This window comes from Martinezella multihospitum (assembly GCF_900094585.1).
GTDB lineage: Bacteria > Pseudomonadota > Alphaproteobacteria > Rhizobiales > Rhizobiaceae > Rhizobium > Rhizobium multihospitium.
Genome location: NZ_FMAG01000016.1, coordinates 1 through 17,958, shown reverse-complemented (window position 1 = coordinate 17,958; position 17,958 = coordinate 1). Strand labels below are relative to the sequence as shown.

The following is a 17,958-nucleotide window of genomic DNA, read 5'->3' as shown; positions in this document are numbered from 1 at the left end:
AGATTCGCAATCGATGGCCGAGGGGTATGCCGAACCCTGCGCAAGTGCAAGGATTTTGCCGCTGGATCGCGGTGTCGGTGGCGTCTAGGACCACCCTCGTCCTTCGACGGGTTCAGGATGAGGGTGGAGTGAGGTCTTGCATCCAGCCCCAAGGAAATTGATTCGGCGAAGACTAGCCCTCATGGTGAGGAGGCCCGATGGGCCGTCTCGAACCACGAGGGCGGGTGATTCGCCCGCCATTCGGCATCCTTGTCTCTTGAAGAGATCTGCTTGAATTCCCGCCGATATTGGCATTAGCGCACGGCACTACCTATATCGCTATGCTCGGGAAAGTTTTGGGATAAAGGGGGCATCAATTGGAATTTGCAAAGACACTGCTCGCGCATACGAACGCCCGTTGGACGCGCGTAAAGGCGGGCGAATCGGGCGATCTTGTCTATCGCCGCGAAGATGGCCTCGCTTATGCGAAAATCGCGTCGTCAGCCCGGTCGACTGACCTTACCGGAGAGCGCGACCGGCTGCTTTGGCTGCAAGGCAAGGGCATTGCCGTGCCCGAAGTCCTCGATTGGCGTGAGGTGGAGGAGGGGGCCTGCCTGGTCATGACTGCAATTCCCGGCATACCGGCGGTCGATCTGGACGGAGATGCGCTTTTGAAGGCTTGGCCGTCGATGGTGCGACAGCTGAAGGCTCTTCACGAGCTTCCGGTCGATCGATGCCCCTTTGATCGCAGCCTGTCGCTGATGTTTGCGAAGGCGGTGGATGTGGTTGCGCGAGATGCGGTGAACCCGGATTTCCTGCCGCCGGAGGATCAGGATAGGCCCGCCTGCGACCTGATTGATCGCGTCGAGCGCGATCTGCCCGTCCGGCTGGATCAGGAGGCCATCGACAGGGTTCTCTGCCATGGCGATGCCTGCATGCCCAACTTCATGGTCGATCCGCATAGCCTGCAATGTACCGGGCTGATCGATCTCGGCCGCGTCGGCAAGGCCGATCGCTATGTCGATCTCGCGCTGATGATCGCCAATGCCGAGGAAAACTGGACGACGCCTGAACAGGGGCAAAGGGCCTTTTCGATCCTGTTCGAAACCCTGGAGATCGCAGAACCGGATCGCGCGCGTCTCGCCTTCTATCTCCGCCTCGATCCGCTGACCTGGGGCTGATTCGCGGATTGCCAAAACTAGCCCGCATCGCGGGGAGGTCCGCAGGGTCGTCTCGAACCATGAGGGCGGGTGATTCGCCTGCAAAAACAAAAAAATCCGGCCGAATCATCGGCCGGATTCATGTGAAACACTTCTGATTCGCGAATCAGTCGCTGAACGTGTCGAAGAAATCCTTCATGCGGGCGAAAAAGCCCGTCGATTCGGGATTGTTGTCCTTCGAGGAGATCTGCTCGAATTCCTGCAGCAGTTCGCGCTGGCGCTTAGTCAGCTTCTGCGGCGTCTCGATCTGGATCTGGATATAGAGATCGCCCACCTGGCTGGAGCGCAGCACCGGCATGCCCTTGCCCTTGAGGCGGAACTGCTTGCCGACCTGCGTGCCCTCGGGAACGGTGACGCGCGACTTGGTGCCGTCGAGCGTCGCCACATCGAAGGTGCCGCCGAGTGCCGCCGTCGTCATCGAGATCGGCACGGCGCAATAAAGATCGGCGCCATCTCGCTGGAAGAATTCATGCGGTTTGACGGAGAGGAAGATATAGAGATCGCCCGAAGGACCGCCGCGCTGGCCTGCTTCGCCTTCGCCCTGTAGGCGAATGCGCGTGCCGTCTTCGATGCCCGAGGGAATGTTGACGGAGAGCGAACGCTCCTCGGTCACGCGGCCCTGGCCATGACACTTGGTGCAGGGATCGGGAATGATCTGGCCGCGGCCGTGACAGGTCGGGCAGGTGCGCTCGACGGAGAAGAAGCCCTGGGCGGCGCGGACGCGGCCGGAACCCTGACAGGTGCCGCAGGTCTTCGGCTGTGTGCCGGGCTTGGCGCCTGAGCCGGAACAGACGTCGCAGGTGATCGAGGTCGGCACGCGAATCTGCGCCGTCTTGCCACTGAAGGCTTCCTCGAGCGAGATTTCCATGTTGTAACGAAGATCGGCGCCGCGTTCGCGACCGCCGGAGGAACGCCCGCGCGCGCGGCCGCCACCCATCATCTCGCCGAAAATATCCTCGAAAATATCGGAGAAGCCGCCGCCGCCGAAACCGGCTCCGAAGCCGCCACCGCCACCCATGCCACCATGCTCGAAAGCGGCGTGGCCGTAGCGGTCATAGGCTGCGCGCTTCTGCGGATCCTTGAGCGTTTCGTAGGCTTCGTTGATTTCCTTGAACTTCCGCTCGGCATTGCTGTCATTCGGGTTTTTGTCCGGATGATATTGCATTGCCAGCTTGCGAAAGGCGCTCTTCAGCTCTTTCTCGTCCGCCGTCTTGGAGACGCCCAACGTCTCGTAAAAATCCGCTTTTGCCATATTAAGGATTAGAACCCCGGAAATGGATTTCCGGCTGCCAAAAGGCAGCCGGATCTAAGTTTCCTCGAACCTTTCGGTTCGCGCTTATGCAGACCGCTTGCGGTCGTCTTCGTCCTTGATTTCCTCGTAGTCGGCATCAACGACATCATCCTTGCCGCCAGCTGCCGAGGCATCACCCGAACCTGCTTCCGCCTGCTGCGACTCATAGATCGCCTGGCCGAGCTTCATGGAAACTTCCATGAGCGTCTGGGTCTTGGCCTTGATGTCTTCCGCATCCGGATCGGCAGCTTCGGTTGCCGTCTTCAGGGCTGCGATCGCGTCGCTGATCGCGGTGCGATCGGCTTCCGTGACCTTGTCGCCGTAATCCTTCAGCGACTTCTCGCTGGAGTGGATCAGGCTTTCAGCCTGGTTCTTGGCTTCAACACCTTCACGGCGCTTCTTGTCTTCAGCAGCATGGGCTTCTGCATCCTTGACCATCTTTTCGATGTCGGCGTCGGAAAGACCGCCGGAAGCCTGGATGCGGATCTGCTGTTCCTTGCCGGTGCCCTTGTCCTTGGCCGAAACCTGAACGATGCCGTTGGCGTCGATATCGAAGGTGACTTCGATCTGCGGAACGCCGCGCGGTGCCGGCGGCAGGCCGACGAGGTCGAACTGGCCGAGCAGCTTGTTGTCGGCAGCCATTTCGCGCTCGCCCTGCGAGACGCGGATGGTCACGGCCGACTGGTTGTCATCGGCGGTCGAGAAGGTCTGCGACTTCTTCGTCGGGATCGTCGTGTTGCGCTCGATCAGGCGGGTAAAGACGCCGCCCAACGTTTCGATGCCGAGAGACAGCGGGGTTACGTCGAGGAGCAGAACGTCCTTGACGTCGCCTTGCAGAACGCCGGCCTGGATGGCGGCGCCGAGAGCGACGACTTCATCCGGGTTGACGCCCTTGTGCGGTTCCTTGCCGAACAGTTGCTTGACGACTTCCTGTACCTTCGGCATGCGGCTCATGCCGCCGACGAGAACGACTTCGTCGATCTCGGCAGCCGTGACGCCGGCATCCTTGAGGGCTGCCTTGCACGGAGCGATGGTGCGCTGGACGAGATCGTCGACCAGGCTTTCCAGCTTGGCGCGGGTCAGCTTCAGCGTCAGGTGCTTCGGGCCGGTGGCGTCTGCCGTAATGAAGGGCAGGTTGATTTCGGTCTGCTGTGCGGACGAAAGTTCGATCTTGGCCTTTTCGGCAGCTTCCTTCAGGCGCTGCAGGGCAAGCTTGTCGCCCTTGAGGTCGATGCCGTTGTCCTTCTTGAACTCGGCAACGAGGTACTCGACGAGACGCATGTCGAAGTCTTCACCGCCGAGGAAGGTGTCGCCGTTGGTCGACTTCACTTCGAAGACGCCGTCGCCGATTTCCAGGATGGAGATATCGAAGGTGCCGCCGCCAAGGTCGTAAACGGCGATGGTCTTGCCGTCCTTCTTGTCGAGGCCGTAAGCAAGTGCGGCCGCGGTCGGCTCGTTGATGATGCGCAGGACTTCAAGGCCGGCGATGCGGCCAGCATCCTTGGTTGCCTGGCGCTGCGCGTCGTTGAAGTATGCGGGAACGGTGATAACGGCCTTGTCGACCTTTTCGCCGAGGTAGGATTCGGCGGTTTCCTTCATCTTTTGAAGGATCATTGCGGAAATCTGTGCGGGCGAATAGCCCTTGCCGTTGGCTTCGACCCAGGCGTCGCCATTGTCGCCCCGAACGATGTTGAAGGGAACGAGGTGCTTGTCCTTCTCGACGGTCGGATCTTCGTAGCGGCGGCCGATCAGGCGCTTGACAGCGAAGAGGGTGTTTGTGGGGTTCGTGACAGCCTGGCGCTTGGCCGGCTGGCCGACGAGACGTTCGCCGTCGTCGGTGAAGGCAACCATGGAGGGGGTGGTCCGGGCGCCTTCGGCATTCTCGATCACTTTCGCGTCCTTACCGTCCATGACGGCGACGCAGGAATTTGTCGTTCCAAGGTCGATACCAATTACTTTTGCCATGTCATTCTCTCCTTGAAGCAAGCTGTCGGAACCCCTGTCAGGCATTCCATTGACAGCCCCTTACGGGATGGTCTTGAGGATTGCGCAGCCATGACTGCGGTGATGCCGCGTATATAAGTAGCGGTTTTACTGACTGCAAGGCAGGAAATGGCCTGAAATCCAGCAAAACAAATGGTTTGTCGCCCAAATTCCACGTGGTCCCATATGCGCCGGGGATCAGCGGATTTGACGCGACCGCGTATCAGAGCAGCCTTGCGGCGGCCATGCAAGCGTCTACTGCATAATTCCTTAAATCGGCATCGATTTAGGGAGAAAATCATGCAGCAGCGCTAAAGCGCTACAGCGACCTTAGCGCGCCATATGTGAAGCGCGGTGCTGTGGGTGCAAAATTGCGATTTTATCGGCCGAGGATGACGTCGAGCAGCGAGGAGCGGTGCGGCCGCGCTGTGGCGATCGGCGCGCCGCTATCGCCGACATCCGCCGGCGGTATATCGCTGTCATATGGATTGGAGCTGTAGGGGTTGGCATCGTCGGCCAGGTTCGCCGGCGGCAGATCCTGTGGATCGTCGTTGGCGGCGGTCTGGTTGACGATCTGCGGCTGAACCGGCTGCTGCGATGGCCGCTGCTGCAAGGTCGGCTGCTGTACGGGCTGTCCGCCGTCGGCGACGCCGGAAATGATGTTGCCGATCGTCGTCGGCTGGTCGCCGTTCGGCCCGGTCTGCGCCATCGGCAGGCCGTTGTCGATGATCTGGCCGCCGCCGAAGATCGGTGTCGGCGTGATGCCCTTGTGGGCGGCGATCATGAATTCCTTCCAGGCTTTCGCCGGCAGACCGCCGCCGGTCACCTTGCGCATCGACTTGCCGTCGTCATTGCCGAACCAGACGCCCGTCGTCAGATGGCTGGTGAAGCCGACAAACAGCGCATCGCGGAAGGATTGCGTCGTGCCCGACTTGCCGGCCGCCTGCCAGCCGGGAATGCGTGCTGCCTTGCCGGTGCCATTGGCGATGACGCCGGCCATCATGGCGTTCATGTTGGTGACGATATCCGGGTTCAGCACGCGCTCCGGATTGTCCGTATTGGCCTGGTAGAGCACCTTGCCGGAGGCAGTCGTCACCTTGGTGATGACATGCGGCGCTACCTTGAAGCCGCCGTTCATGAAGGTGGCGTAGGCGGAGGTGAGTTCCAGCAGCGACACTTCGGAGGTGCCGAGCGCGATCGAGGCATTGGCCTGCAGGTCGGATTCGATGCCGAGCCTGCGAGCGACCTTGATGACCTGATCAGGCCCAACCTCGGCGACCACCTGAGCGGCAACGGTATTCAGCGATTTCGCCACCGCCGTCGCCAGGGTCACTGGACCGCTGTAGCGCTGCTCGTAGTTTTCCGGCGCCCAGTTGCCGATCTTGACTGGCATGTCGTTGCGGATCGAATTCGGCGTCAGGCCCATCTCAAGCGCTGCGGTATAGACGAAGGGCTTGAAGGCGGAGCCCGGCTGGCGCTTGGCGGTGACGGCGCGGTTGAACTGGCTCTGCGCATAGTCGCGGCCGCCGACAAGAGCGCGGATCGCGCCCGTCGCGTCGACGGAAACGAGCGAGGCCTGCGAGGCGTTGAGCTTCTTGCCTTCCTTTTCAAGCACGTCGCTTAGCGCCTTTTCGGCCTTTTCCTCGAGCGACATGTCGAGCGTGGTGTCGACGATCAGATCTTCCTTGACGTCGCCGCCGATCAGCTTCGGCAGCTGGTCCATGACCATATCGGCAACGTAGTTCTCGGCGCCGCTCCAATAGCTCTTCGATCGGGTCGGCGGCTGCGCCAGCGCCGTCTTGATGTCGGATTCGCTGATGAAACCCTGGTCGTGCATGGCCTGCAGCACCAGCTGGGCGCGGGCCTCGGCGGCGGCCGGATCGCGGGCCGGCGACAGCCGCGATGGCGCCTTCACCAGACCGGCAAGCATGGCCGCCTCGCCGAGATTGACGTCCTTGGCCGATTTGTTGAAGTAGCGCCGCGATGCGGCTTCCACGCCATAGGCATTGGAGCCGAAATAGACGCGGTTCAGGTACATCGCCAGGATCTGGTCCTTGGTGTACTTGTGCTCCAGCCACAGCGCCAGCAGCACCTCCTGCACCTTGCGTTCCAGCGTTCGGTCCGGCGACAGGAACAGGTTCTTGGCGAGTTGCTGCGTCAGCGTCGAGCCGCCTTGCACGGCGTGCCCGGTGACGACGTTCGTCACGACGGCGCGGGCAAGGCCGATCGGGTCGAAGCCGAAATGCGAATAGAAGCGCCGATCCTCGATGGCGATGATGGCTTCCGGGATATAGGGCGACATGTCGCTGAGTGCGACCGCCTCGCCGCCCGTTGTGCCGCGATTGGCGATCAGGCTGCCGTCGAGATCGTTGATCTTGACGTTCGGCGGCCGCTCGGGGATCGACCAGGTGCTGGCGCTCGGCATGCGCGACCCGTAATAGGCGACGAGGCCGGCAAGGCCGATGCCGCCCCAGAGGCAGAGCACAAGACCCCAGTAGATTGTCGAACGGATGAAGCCGAAAAAGCCACGCCGCGGCGGCGCACGGCGCGCAGGCTTGCGGCGGCGGCGGGCACGGGTGCGGCGAGGCTTTTCGACCACGGGCTCGTCCTCGTCGTCTTCATCCTCGTCTTCGTCGGGGTCAGGCTCTTCGTAGTATGTCTTGGAAGAAGATGAATATTTCTTGGCCGAGCGCCTGTTGCCGATGATGCGCTCGCCGGCATTGAATCCGTCCTCGATGCGTTCCCGGCCGCTGGAAAAGGATGGTTCTATCCTTTGGCGTGATTTCTTCTTATCTGCCATTGCCGGCCGGTCGTACCTCGGTGCCCTTGTATTCCATGTCTTCTATCAGGCTGATCACGGGAGCGGTAGAAATCTTTGAGCCTGCTCGGTCGCCCGGGCGGCGCATGATCCCGAAAACCGTCATTGGCTTTCAAGGCGGAGCAACCCACTATTCGTCCACGAACCCCTCGTGAAGACATCAAGTCCCGCCTGAACTGTAAATGCGGCGATTTAAGGAGGGATTAAGAACATTCCGATCCGCATCATCGTTGCCTTCGCCCGGTGTCCGCCAGGCGTGTATAGGGAACTTTTCGCTATCCTGAGCATTATCCCCCCATAAAAAACGAAGAGGGCGAACCCATGAGTTCATTGATCAAGATAGAGGAAGTCGAAGAGAGCAAGTTGCGCGAGGTCTGGAGTGTCGAGGATTTCGCCCGACGCCACCGGATTTGCAAGGAGGAGGAAGCCCGGCTGAAAAAGCTGTTCGGCGACTTTGCGACAAAGCAGGAACTGCTCTCCAACGCGCAGAGGCCGCCCCAATTTCGCTGACAGGAATTGGCAAGCGGGGCGCGATGTTCATCGCATGCTGTTGCGACCGAAGGGATCGCAGCGGAGGAGGCTACGCCAATGTGGAAGCGTTTCGAACTCTGGCTGGTCGACCAGATCGACCGGATATTCGGCCTTGAGCAGCTTGCCCGCCGGGCAGGTTTCTCCCCGGACGAGGCAAGGCGGATCGCGCGCGAAAAATAGCCGCTGCCGCGCCTTCAATATCGGCCATCCCATCTGTTTCCCAAAAGCTTCAGGAAGACGACCCAGCCGCGATGCGGCCGAACTGTCCTGGCGGATGCGGCGAAACTTCGCGTATTGCCCGCAATCTTCCGTATTTTCGAATGAGCTGATCAAGGTTATAGTACTGTCATGTGGCTGTCTTGGAGGACAGTTCCAAGCAATTGGTAGCGCGTGAGGAGGAGTATTCATGCGACACGTCAAATGGAGCAATCCGATCGAGATCGGCTTTGCTCAGGGTACCTTCCAGGTCGTCACTGGTCCGTCCGAGGCCTTGAATTGCATGGCCAATCTCTGGCCTGACCGGCGCGGTCCGCTCTACGTGGCGGCAAGAAGCCTTTGCCGGGCTGCCATCGACGGCCGCAAGTCCGCCGAGGAGGCACGGGAAATGTTCATCTCGGCGACGCGGGAAGCGCATCTGAAGATGCATTGAAGCGTGCTCGGTGCATTCGGCCTGATCAGCCGTCCAAGTCTTGGAGCCGGCGAATGCGCGGCGGGCGCCAAGAGCTTCGGACGGATACGGTTTCATGAAGACATCTCGTTAATGCGCTCCCACGCAAAGCGGTGAGCGCCGTTCTCTGACAGGCGATGCCAGCAAAAAGGCCGGCGACTTTCGAAGTCGCCGGCCTTTTTGCTTTTTGCGTGTCGCTGAGCCGTCAGCGGTTGGAGCCTCTCACGGACATCCGGCAATTCGGTTCCGACGCGGGGCATGGATCCCTGTGGTTAGGGCTATAAGGTCCCGGCTCGGCTGCATTCGGTCGCGGATTGTTCTGCGGCGGCGGTTGCTGCGGCTGTGGTTGCGGTTGAGCCTGCTGCGGTTCCGGACGCGGGCGGTTGTCCGGGCGATTATTGTCCGGGCGATTGTTGTCGCGCTGGCGGTCCGGCCGGTTACCCCAGTTCTGGTTGTCGTCCGGGCGCTGTCTGCCCCAGTCGCGATTGCCGTCGCGCTGCCTGTCCCAGTTGCGATCACGATCGGGCCGGCGATCCCAGTTGCGGTCCGGCTGGTTGCTCCAGTCCGATCCGCGATCCCAATCGCGATTGCGATCGGGGCGGCGGTCCCAGTTGCGATCCGGTCCGTTATCCCAGCCTGGAGGATTGCGGTCCCAGCCGCTGTCGGGACGGCGGTCGACCCAGCCCGGGCCGCGGCGCCAGCGGTCGCGGTCACGATAGAAGTCGCGGCCGCGATAATAGCGACCCCAGTAGTCGTCGAAATTGAAGACCACAGTCGGGATGCCGAGTGGGCGGTAATATTGCGGACCGACATAGATGCGGCGTGACTGATAGGTTGCCTGGATATAACGACCGGCAACCCATCCGCGGCCGCCATAGAAGGAAACATCGCACCACGGCGTCTCATTGAGGCAACCGTTGATCTGAAGCGGCACGCCGACGGGGATCATCGTCACTGCCGGATAGGCGGTACTCGGACCGGACCGCATGTTGACGTTCGCGGTGGCAAAGCCTTCTGCCGCTTCCGCGATGGCTGGCAGCGCCACGAGCGCCGCCAGAATGCCCGCCGCAAGAATCTTGAACCTCATAGATTATTCTCCCTTTGCGCACCCATGCTGCGAAATCGCTGCCTGGTGCCTGTTCCGCTGTCGTGCGCCTACCCCGGCGCTCTTCGGTAAGACTTTCCAATTTCGGCAAGATAAAGGCCTGGCGCTGCACGGAATCTGATAGGATTCCATGATGCCTCTTCAATCTTTGCATGTGTTGTAGAAGTAATTGCATGAATGCAGCTTGAACGGCATCAGTTCGAAACTGAAAAGCTGCGTGCCTTTTTTGACAAGGCTTACTTGCCTTCATCGGCGTTACCGACGTGGCAGCGTCGGCTGCTTCAAGAGCTTTTTCGAAGAAACTAAAAAGCGGCCTTGAAATTGACACCTTGGATGCCGATATACGGTTCAGTCATGCAGCCGAGGGGCGCTGGGCGCGCTGGAAAGCGAGCCGTTTGGTCCGTCGATATCATGGAAGCAGCGTTAACTCTTCGTTGACCTTTCATGATCAATCTGGCTGCAGTTCCGCCCTTGCCTTTGACCACGGATGTACTGGCACTGATACGAAGGCGGATGGCGAAAGGCCGGATCATTCCGGCCTTTTTGTTTTTTGGCGATGGCGCGCTCCCGACGAAAGCGGAGCGCGCCATTTTCATTTTCGGCATCTCTCAAATGGCAAAAGAAAAGCCGCCGCAGATGCCTGCGGCGGCTTTTCACTTTAAGCGATGCGCCTGCCAGGCAGGCGATATCGTTAGTTCGCCTTCTTGGCCGAAACCTTGACGACCTTGGCCTTGGCCGGAGCCTGGGCGACAGTCGCCTTGCTGGCCGGGACATAACCGGCGCCGATGTTGACGTTCAGCGAGATATAGTCGGTTGCGCTCGTCTGGACGGCCTGTGCCAGGCTCTGCTGGGCGGCGGTCACGTTGCGCTGAGCATCGAGAACGTCGAGCAGCGAGGATGCACCGTCCTTATAGCTTGCCGTCGAGAGCTGCAGGGCTTCCTGATAGGACTTGACCTGAGCCTGCAGCGCGGCAACCGTCTGAGCATCGCGGCTGACGGCCGAGAGCGCGTTTTCAACCTCTTCGATCGCCGAGCGTACCGTCGACTGCCAGGCGAGATAGTTCTCACGGCTCGTCGATTCAGCGCTCTTGACGCCAGCGCGCAGGGCGCCGCCATCGAAGATCGGCAGGTTCAGCGACGGGCCGAAGGACCAGGTGGTCAGGCCGCCGCTCGCCGACGAGGTATGGATATAGGTCGGCGAAATCGAGCCGCTGAGCGTGATCGACGGGAAGAGCTTGGCTTCGGCCACGCCGATCTGGGCCGTCGAGGCTGCGAGGGTGCGCTCTGCAACGCGAACGTCCGGACGGTTGCGGATGAGGTCGGCCGGAACACCGGTGCGGACGCTGCCGCGGAAGATCGGCTGCCTGCCGCCGCCCTGCATCTGCGCGATGATCGTCGATGAGGGAACGTTGAGCAGCGTTGCAATATGATGCACCTGCTGGCGGTAGCTGATTTCATAACCAGGTACCAGTGCCAGCGTCTGGTTGACGAGGCCTTCCGCCTGAACCACGTCGAGGCGGGATGCCGCACCGGCTTCCAGCTGGAACTTGGTCAGCGAAAGCGTGTCGCGCCGCGACTTCAGGTTTTCCTGAGCGATCGAAATCAGAGCCTGGTAATAGCGGGCGTTGACGTAGCTGTTGGCGAGATCCTGCAGATAGGCCAGGCGCTGGACGTCGACGGTCGAGTAGGCCGCGTCGAGCGAGGCGTTGGCGCTTTCCGTTGCGCGGCGATACTGACCCCAGAGGTCGAGCAGCCAGGAAGCCGAAGCGGTGCCGGTCGTGGTGTTTCGTCTTCCGCCGGACGAGGAAACCCTGGAGCCGCCCTTCTGGCCGCTGGTCGTGTTGTCGCCGGAGACGGTGAGGCTCGGGAGACCGCCTGCACCTGCGGTGACGACAGCAGCTTCCGCCTGGTTGATGCGTTCCAGTGCCTGCTGGATGGTAAGGTTCTGGGCAAGTCCCTGTGCGGCGAAGGCATTCAGCTTGGAGTCGCCGAAAGCGGTCCACCATTGCGAGCCGGCAATATCGCCGTTCGCCTTCGTACCGCCCTCCGAGAATTTGGCCGGGAGAGGCATTTCCGGTGGCTTATGGTCTGGGCCGCTGACGCAACCTGCCAAAACAAGCAGCAGGGCGGGGGCGGCTGTACGAATGGAAACCATCACATTGTCCCACAATTCAATTTACTGATCAGTGTTTTGTCGGGATCGGAATGACCCCATATGCCGGCGCTCCAGTCTTACACGATACAAACAATGACCCGAAGCGGTCGGCGTTAATCTAGCAACGAGTTTTGCAATAGCACAGTGGCTTTTACGAATTCTCGGCTGCGAACATATGTGGGATCGGCCGAAATATCAGTGCGCCGTTAAAAAAAATCTAAGGTGTTGCAAAAAACATACCCTTTTGCACACCACTCAAGGGTGCAGGATAGCCAAAAATCGGCGCACGCCGCAACTCTAAGGAGTTGCTTCGCAGAATCGCTCCAGTCAAAAGTCCGTTTGGACTGTCCTTACGGCGTGTAGCGGGCGAGGCTTGCGCGAACCCGATCAAGCGGCGTCGCGCCGCGATCATCAGGCACGAAAGACATGCCCGTGATTGCTTCATAGGCGCGGATATAGACCTTGGACGTCTGTTCGATGAGGTCGCTCGGAATCTCCGGAATCTCGTCCTTGTAGGGATCGCAGCGCTCCGTGACCCAGGCACGGACGAAATCCTTGTCGAAGCTTTCCGGGCGCGCGCCTTTTTCGAACCTGTCCTGATAGCTGTCGGCCAGCCAGTAACGGCTGCTGTCGGGCGTATGGATCTCGTCGGCAAGGATGATGGTGCCGTTCTCGTCGGTTCCGAATTCATATTTGGTATCGACGAGGATCAGCCCGCGCTTGCGGGCGAGTTCCTGCCCGCGTGCGAACAGGGCAAAAGCGTAATTCGTCAGCGTCTGCCATTGCTCCTTTGTCAGAAGCCCGTGCTCGACAATCTGGGTCGGCGTCAGCGGCTCATCGTGACCGCCGTCGAATTCCTTGCTCGTCGGCGTGATGATCGGCTCCGGCAGGATCTGGTTGTCGCGCATGCCGTCGGGCAGCGTAATTCCGTACATCTCCCGCTGGCCCTTCTTGTAGAGCGTCAGGATGGACGTGCCGGTCGTGCCGGCGAGATAGCCGCGGACGACGACTTCGACGGGGAGAATATTCAGCCGCTTGCCGACGACGACATTCGGGTCCGGATAGTCGATGACGTGGTTCGGGCAGATATCGCGCGTCTGTTCGAACCAGTACCGGGCGGTTTGCGTCAGCACCTGACCCTTGTAGGGAATGCAGGTGAGGATGCGGTCGAAGGCACTCAACCGATCGGTGCTGATGATGATGCGGCTACCGTCGGGCAGATCGTAATTCTCGCGCACCTTGCCGCGATAGTAGTTGGGCAATTCGGGGAAATGGGCTTCGGAGAGAATTCGCAACGCGTCCACCAACAGGCTCATGCATCCGCCCGGCGGATGCTTCTTGAGCGGACCCTTAGCGCATTGCAGCCGGAATCGGAACGGTTTTCACATACAATAATATGTAAACGGCTCCATTCGTCGGGTTGCCGGTGCGAAAAGTGGTCACGCCGGCCGGCGCCAGCAGCCGTTTTCACTCTGCTCGAGGATCGGTGTCGAGAAGACGCCGACGATCCGCGCGCTCCATTGCTTGCCATCCGCATCGATGCGCTCCCGCCAGCGATCGGATTGCAGCATGGCCGCACCGATCATGACCGGTTCGATCTCGCAGGAGGATAGAAGCGAAAGCCCTGACACGATCGAGGTGCCGCTGGAAATCACATCGTCGATCAGCGCCACGCGCTTTCCCTGCAGCAATGGCAGCATGCGCGGGTCTATATAAAGACGCTTATCCTGGTTCGGCGTGGTGATGGAGGAAAGCGAGACCGACAGCTCGTCACGATACCAGAACTTTCGCGATGTCCCGAGCGGCACGTAACGCGCATGGCCGAGCACGCGGGCCACTGCTGCCGCCAGTGTCAGCCCGAGGGTGGGCAAGCCGGCGACGACATCGATATCGTAAGCTGCGATCCGCTCCGCAAGCGTCTCCGCCAGAGCTTCCAGAACGGTGAAGCTTGCCTGATTGACGATCAGCGATGCCAGCGCATGTTCGCCATCGGCGAGCACACGGATCGGCAGGCGCAATTGACGACCGTCCGGCAGTTCGGCCACATGGAAATCCGCGCGCTCCTCCATGGGATCGAAAGTGCCAGGCGCATGCAGCTCCTGCCAGAAGTCATGGGGTTGCATCGCAGTCCGCCTTCTATCTGTTGGTCTTCATTCCGGCGCGCCGGTGCAGCACGAGGATTTCGGCCTCGGCCAGGGCGCGCACCGCGCCCTTCGGCAGATCGCCGAGCACGATATCGCCAAAGGCGATGCGCACCAGCCGCAGGCATTCGATGCCAAGCGCCTCCAGCATGCGCCGGATCTGACGGTTGCGGCCCTCTTTCAGTTCCACTTCGATCCAGCCGTTGCGATCGCCGCTGCGCAGCAGGCGGGCGGAACTGGCGGTCAGCAGCTCACCATCGTCGATAATGCCGCGCTCCATGCGCGAAAGCTGCTCGTGATCCATGATCCGGTCGACCTGCACATGATAGGTCTTGCCGACATGGCTGACCGGATCGAGCAGAGCCTGCGCCAGCACCGTATCATTGGTAAAGAGCAGCAACCCCTCGCTCGCCTTGTCCAATCGCCCGACGGGAGCGAGGTGGCGGGCATCGATCTCCTTCAGGCAATCATAGACCGTTGGACGCCCCTCGGGGTCGTCGCGGGTGGTCACCAGTCCGCGCGGCTTGTTCAGCATGAAGTAGAGTTTTTTCTCCGCAGCGATCTGCGTGCCGTCAACCGCGAATTTCGAATGTTCGAGATCGACCCAGGTGGCGGGATCTGACACTTTGCGCCCGTCCACGCTCACGCGGCCGGCCGCGATCAGTGCCTCCGCCTGGGTGCGGGAGCAATAGCCGAGCTTGGAAAGCGCCCGTGGCAAGGTCACGCGCTTGCCCTCTGGCTCCGGCCTGCCTTTCGCCGCCCTGCCTGATCTTTGCGGTGATTGCCGTTGGCTCACCCGTCTTGCCTCATATGCTTGTTGCCGTGGTCCGGCATGGCAGCCGGGGAGCACAATTCTTTCGCATGGCAACGAACCGGACGCAAATCGCATTGTCGAGGCAGGATCGGAGAGGTCGGTTTGAAAGGCAGACAGGGCTCGCATTTCATGGATACGAGCCCTGTCGCGGACCGGAGCGGGCGATGGGGTCGGGTAGACGGCAACGTGGCTGCCGCCATTCGCTCCGGAGGGATCGCGGTTGCAGAGAAACTGCACTGCTTCTTTTGCTGGGATTTTTCAAAAGAAGGGAAATTTGTTACAGTTTGTAACGCCGGCCGTTTCCCTGTTGCCAAAACCGCCTCTCGCCCCGCATGGAAGAGCCATGGTTTCCGCATCGCTGCTTCTGGTCGAGGACGACCGCGAGATTAGGGCGCTCCTGGAGGAGTTCCTGAGCCGTGAGGGTTTCTCCGTGCAGGCGGCCGACAGCGCCGCTGCCATGGATCGCCTTTTGTCCAAGGGCTTTCCTGATTTGATCATCCTCGATCTGATGCTGCCCGGCGAAGACGGCCTGTCGGCATGCCGCCGCATCCGCGCCCGCAGCAAGGTGCCGATCCTCATGTTGACGGCGAAAACGGAAGATATAGACCGCATCCTCGGCCTCGAAATGGGCGCCGACGACTATCTCGGCAAGCCCTTCAATCCGCGCGAGCTCCTGGCGCGCATCCGCGCCATCCTTCGCCGTTCCGGCCCGGAACGGCCGGAAGATATCAGCCGCCCGTCAAGGCGAAAAAGCTTTGCGGGGTTGACGGTCGATCTTGACGGCCGGGTGATCGAGATGGATGGCGAGCGCGTCGTGCACCTGACGACGGCCGAATTCGATCTGCTCGTCTGCTTCCTCGAAAGGCCGCGTCGTGTGCTCTCACGCGAGCAATTGCTCGACTGGACGCGCGGCCGTGGCGCCGATCCCTTCGATCGCACCATCGATGTCACGGTCTCCCGCCTGCGCACCAAGCTCGGCCATTGCCTGCCCGATGGCGCCCATATCATCACCACCGTGCGCAATGCCGGCTATCTCCTCACAATGGACGTGAAGGATGTCTGAGCCATGCTGAAACTCGGTCTCGTCGCCCGCATCATCATGATCGTCGCCGTGGCATTGTTTATCATCCAGCTTGCGGCTTTCGTCGCCGCGCAGCTCAAGCCGGATACGCCGTTCAATCCGGAGCTGTCGCCGGCCATGCAGGTCAAGACGGCGATCCGTCTTCTCGATGCCATTCCGCCCGAGGCGCAGCAGACAGCCGTGCGAGCACTGAATGCCAATGGCCTGGCGATCCGTCTCGCCGATCTGCCGGCTCCAGGCCGGAAGGAAGAGGCGTCCAATCTGACGCTTACCGACAAGCTGGCTCGCGAGTTTGCGGCAATCGCCTTGGGCAATCGCTACTTCAACATGCGTTCTCTCTCCGAAAAGCCACAGGGCTGGTTCTCCGTCGGTGCGCCGGACAGGATCATGGAAGTGTCGATCGGCGTTGCCGGCGGCAAGATCGCCGTCTTCAACCTGCCTGATACGCCGACGGTGCGATTGAACGGCGTTCCCATCGGCCTCATCGCCGGCATCCTCGGCATGCTGGTCGCCGTTATCGCCATTGCCGCCGTGGCGCGGGAAACCCGGCCCCTGACGCGCCTGTCGCGAACCGTCAACTCGATCGGCAATGGTCTGCAGCCGGTTCATATTCCCGAAAGAGGCGCCTGCGAGCTGCGTCTGCTGATCAAGGCGATAAATGCTATGCAATTGCGCATCGCCGCGCTTGTCAGCAACCGCACCCTCATTCTCGGGGCGATCTCGCATGATCTGAGAACCTATCTTACCCGTTTCCGCTTGCGCATGGAAATGATGCCCGAAACGCCGCATCGCGAGCGGGCGATCGCCGACGTCGAGGCCATGCAGCGCTTGGTGGAGGACGCGCTCGGCTTTGCCCGCAGCACCGTCGTCTCGGATGGCAAGACCATCGTCGATCTCGATGCGGCCATTCGAGGCCACCTCGCAGAGCGGCAGGACGGCCAGGGCCTCGTGGGTTTTGCGCCGATCGGGCAGCCGATCGCCGTGACGATGACAGAGACCGCGCTGGTGCGGGTGCTCGACAATCTCATGGACAATGCGCTGCGCTACGGTAGCCGGGCCGATATTGTCGTCGAGCGTCGGGGCGATCACGGTGCCATCGTCGTCGGCGATCGCGGACCAGGCATCCCGGCAGAGCGACGCAAAGAGGTCCTCGAACCCTTCGTGCGGCTGGAGGAATCGCGCAATCGCGATCTCGGTGGCAGTGGGCTCGGCTTGGCGATCGTCCGCCAGATTCTCGATGCGCATGGTTGCGCGCTCTGTCTGGAAGACCGCGAAGGAGGCGGCCTGAATGCCGTCGTCCTGCTACCGCTGGCAATAATGGAAAGAAGAGCGGCCTGAAGACAGCCGTGATTAATAATCGATCGCGCCTGGGCGCGATCGACGCGTTGTGCGAGGCCGCCTGCTCAATGGCAGGTCAGGAAGCTTTGCAGCTCTTGCCGGCTCAAGACGATGCCGGCAGCCGCCTTCTGCGGATCAGGATGCGTATAGGTAAAGCTCGGCAGGTCGGGCAGATCCAATGCCTGGCGCATGCTCATAATACCGAGCGCACGGCGGCCATTGGCGCTGTCGAAGCTGACTTCGATAATGCTTTCCGGTCTTGTTGTATGCATTGTTTCCTCCCTTCCCTTATTATCTAGCTGGAACCATAGCAGAAACCTTATGGAAAATCTTGGTTTTTCTGAGGTTTGCCGCCGCTGGATTTGCCCGTGAACCCAACAAGCCGTCCGGCAGCCTGGAAGGGGTGCTCAGACAGATGAGCAGGGCATATATGGAGGGGAAGTCTGTCGGATTCCGTCGCTCGAGCAAAATTTGACCATCCGGACAACATTTTTACGGCCTTTCGAGGTAAAATTCTCCATCATTTCCGCGGCTCCGACAAAACAATCTTATAAATCAATTACTTACAAAAATGTCAGAATTTTTACAGTTGGAGTGTTGACTAGTTCGGGGTGGGGGGTCTATAAGCCCGATCACTGACGAGGGCGGCGGCGCTGCTGGCGACGAAGTCCTTCGCTCTAGTGTTTCCTTGATTGGCTGCGATGCTGATTGTTGGTTCTGGGCTTGGCCTGGGATTGAAGGAAGTTCTGTTTCGACTGGGTTTTTCTGGTCTGTTATTTGACAATTGAAGATGAGAAGAAAGAGAAACGTGGGCGGCGAAGCTTGCGGGACCTGA

The 17,958-nt window shown here is 60.6% G+C and carries 16 protein-coding genes; 7 read left to right on the top strand and 9 right to left on the bottom strand.

Going from position 1 to position 17,958, the window contains the following annotated elements; genetic code table 11:
• The first annotated feature begins 356 nt into the window (after positions 1 to 356).
• Positions 357 to 1,160 carry an APH(3'') family aminoglycoside O-phosphotransferase gene (locus tag GA0061103_RS33880; protein WP_092720279.1) on the top strand — a complete coding sequence of 268 codons (804 nt, stop codon included), beginning with the start codon at positions 357 to 359 and terminating at the stop codon, positions 1,158 to 1,160.
• A 145-nt stretch (positions 1,161 to 1,305) separates the two neighbouring features.
• On the opposite strand, the gene dnaJ is transcribed toward GA0061103_RS33880, so the two are convergent.
• From dnaJ to GA0061103_RS33865, 3 genes are all read right to left on the bottom strand, one after another.
• The gene (gene dnaJ, locus GA0061103_RS33875) at positions 1,306 to 2,451 is read right to left on the bottom strand and encodes a molecular chaperone DnaJ (protein ID WP_092720277.1); all 1,146 of its coding nucleotides are present in this window, start codon (positions 2,449 to 2,451) and stop codon (positions 1,306 to 1,308) included.
• An 84-nt stretch (positions 2,452 to 2,535) separates the two neighbouring features.
• Positions 2,536 to 4,455, bottom strand: coding sequence for a molecular chaperone DnaK (gene dnaK, locus GA0061103_RS33870; protein ID WP_092720275.1), 1,920 nt, complete (start codon positions 4,453 to 4,455; stop codon positions 2,536 to 2,538).
• Between the two features lie 397 nt (positions 4,456 to 4,852).
• A complete protein-coding gene (locus GA0061103_RS33865; RefSeq protein WP_092720273.1) occupies positions 4,853 to 7,273 on the bottom strand; it encodes a transglycosylase domain-containing protein in 2,421 nt (806 codons plus the stop codon).
• A gap of 339 nt (positions 7,274 to 7,612) precedes the next feature.
• Between GA0061103_RS33865 and GA0061103_RS33860 the strand changes: the two genes are divergently transcribed.
• From GA0061103_RS33860 to GA0061103_RS33850, 3 genes are all read left to right on the top strand, one after another.
• Positions 7,613 to 7,801, top strand: coding sequence for a hypothetical protein (locus GA0061103_RS33860; protein WP_092720271.1), 189 nt, complete (start codon positions 7,613 to 7,615; stop codon positions 7,799 to 7,801).
• Between the two features lie 78 nt (positions 7,802 to 7,879).
• Positions 7,880 to 8,002 carry a hypothetical protein gene (locus GA0061103_RS35605; protein WP_280949812.1) on the top strand — a complete coding sequence of 41 codons (123 nt, stop codon included), beginning with the start codon at positions 7,880 to 7,882 and terminating at the stop codon, positions 8,000 to 8,002.
• Between the two features lie 226 nt (positions 8,003 to 8,228).
• Positions 8,229 to 8,471, top strand: coding sequence for a DUF982 domain-containing protein (locus tag GA0061103_RS33850; RefSeq protein WP_092720268.1), 243 nt, complete (start codon positions 8,229 to 8,231; stop codon positions 8,469 to 8,471).
• Between the two features lie 223 nt (positions 8,472 to 8,694).
• Here the strand turns inward: GA0061103_RS33850 and GA0061103_RS33845 are convergent, their stop codons facing one another.
• Positions 8,695 to 9,576, bottom strand: coding sequence for an SH3 domain-containing protein (locus GA0061103_RS33845; protein ID WP_092720265.1), 882 nt, complete (start codon positions 9,574 to 9,576; stop codon positions 8,695 to 8,697).
• Positions 9,577 to 10,038: 462 nt separating this feature from the next.
• On the opposite strand from GA0061103_RS33845, the gene GA0061103_RS34900 reads away from it, so the two are divergent.
• On the top strand, positions 10,039 to 10,314 hold the full coding sequence (locus tag GA0061103_RS34900; RefSeq protein WP_141694513.1) for a hypothetical protein: 276 nt from the start codon (positions 10,039 to 10,041) through the stop codon (positions 10,312 to 10,314).
• Here the strand turns inward: GA0061103_RS34900 and GA0061103_RS33835 are convergent.
• The 4 genes from GA0061103_RS33835 to GA0061103_RS33820 form a co-directional block, all read right to left on the bottom strand.
• Positions 10,286 to 11,749, bottom strand: a complete 1,464-nt coding sequence (locus GA0061103_RS33835; RefSeq protein ID WP_092720260.1) for an efflux transporter outer membrane subunit — start codon at positions 11,747 to 11,749, stop codon at positions 10,286 to 10,288. The genes GA0061103_RS34900 and GA0061103_RS33835 overlap by 29 nt on opposite strands.
• Before the next feature lie 350 nt (positions 11,750 to 12,099).
• Positions 12,100 to 13,044 (bottom strand): phosphoribosylaminoimidazolesuccinocarboxamide synthase, encoded by a 945-nt coding sequence (locus tag GA0061103_RS33830; protein ID WP_092720400.1) that lies wholly within the window; start codon positions 13,042 to 13,044, stop codon positions 12,100 to 12,102.
• Between the two features lie 144 nt (positions 13,045 to 13,188).
• Positions 13,189 to 13,872 (bottom strand): phosphoribosyltransferase, encoded by a 684-nt coding sequence (locus GA0061103_RS33825; RefSeq protein ID WP_092720258.1) that lies wholly within the window; start codon positions 13,870 to 13,872, stop codon positions 13,189 to 13,191.
• Between the two features lie 13 nt (positions 13,873 to 13,885).
• On the bottom strand, positions 13,886 to 14,686 hold the full coding sequence (locus GA0061103_RS33820; protein WP_092720256.1) for a pseudouridine synthase: 801 nt from the start codon (positions 14,684 to 14,686) through the stop codon (positions 13,886 to 13,888).
• A 361-nt stretch (positions 14,687 to 15,047) separates the two neighbouring features.
• Between GA0061103_RS33820 and GA0061103_RS33815 the strand changes: the two genes are divergently transcribed.
• Together GA0061103_RS33815 and GA0061103_RS33810 are read left to right on the top strand one after the other, a co-directional pair.
• Positions 15,048 to 15,767 carry a response regulator gene (locus GA0061103_RS33815; protein WP_092720253.1) on the top strand — a complete coding sequence of 240 codons (720 nt, stop codon included), beginning with the start codon at positions 15,048 to 15,050 and terminating at the stop codon, positions 15,765 to 15,767.
• 3 nt (positions 15,768 to 15,770) lie between these two features.
• The gene (locus GA0061103_RS33810) at positions 15,771 to 17,123 is read left to right on the top strand and encodes an ATP-binding protein (RefSeq protein WP_092720250.1); all 1,353 of its coding nucleotides are present in this window, start codon (positions 15,771 to 15,773) and stop codon (positions 17,121 to 17,123) included.
• A gap of 65 nt (positions 17,124 to 17,188) precedes the next feature.
• Here GA0061103_RS33810 and GA0061103_RS33805 read toward each other — a convergent pair whose 3' ends face one another.
• Positions 17,189 to 17,395, bottom strand: a complete 207-nt coding sequence (locus GA0061103_RS33805) for a hypothetical protein (RefSeq protein ID WP_092720247.1) — start codon at positions 17,393 to 17,395, stop codon at positions 17,189 to 17,191.
• Positions 17,396 to 17,958 lie beyond the last annotated feature (563 nt).

Bases quoted from the DNA above. Each gene is read 5' to 3' on its own strand.
- dnaJ (WP_092720277.1), bottom strand. From the start codon at position 2,451: ATGGCAAAAGCGGATTTTTACGAGACGTTGGGCGTCTCCAAGACGGCG.
- dnaK (WP_092720275.1), bottom strand. From the start codon at position 4,455: ATGGCAAAAGTAATTGGTATCGACCTTGGAACGACAAATTCCTGCGTC.
- GA0061103_RS33865 (WP_092720273.1), bottom strand. From the start codon at position 7,273: ATGGCAGATAAGAAGAAATCACGCCAAAGGATAGAACCATCCTTTTCC.
- GA0061103_RS33860 (WP_092720271.1), top strand. From the start codon at position 7,613: ATGAGTTCATTGATCAAGATAGAGGAAGTCGAAGAGAGCAAGTTGCGC.
- GA0061103_RS35605 (WP_280949812.1), top strand. From the start codon at position 7,880: ATGTGGAAGCGTTTCGAACTCTGGCTGGTCGACCAGATCGACCGGATA.
- GA0061103_RS33850 (WP_092720268.1), top strand. From the start codon at position 8,229: ATGCGACACGTCAAATGGAGCAATCCGATCGAGATCGGCTTTGCTCAG.
- GA0061103_RS33845 (WP_092720265.1), bottom strand. From the start codon at position 9,576: ATGAGGTTCAAGATTCTTGCGGCGGGCATTCTGGCGGCGCTCGTGGCG.
- GA0061103_RS34900 (WP_141694513.1), top strand. From the start codon at position 10,039: ATGATCAATCTGGCTGCAGTTCCGCCCTTGCCTTTGACCACGGATGTA.
- GA0061103_RS33835 (WP_092720260.1), bottom strand. From the start codon at position 11,749: ATGGTTTCCATTCGTACAGCCGCCCCCGCCCTGCTGCTTGTTTTGGCA.
- GA0061103_RS33825 (WP_092720258.1), bottom strand. From the start codon at position 13,872: ATGCAACCCCATGACTTCTGGCAGGAGCTGCATGCGCCTGGCACTTTC.
- GA0061103_RS33815 (WP_092720253.1), top strand. From the start codon at position 15,048: ATGGTTTCCGCATCGCTGCTTCTGGTCGAGGACGACCGCGAGATTAGG.
- GA0061103_RS33810 (WP_092720250.1), top strand. From the start codon at position 15,771: ATGCTGAAACTCGGTCTCGTCGCCCGCATCATCATGATCGTCGCCGTG.
- GA0061103_RS33805 (WP_092720247.1), bottom strand. From the start codon at position 17,395: ATGCATACAACAAGACCGGAAAGCATTATCGAAGTCAGCTTCGACAGC.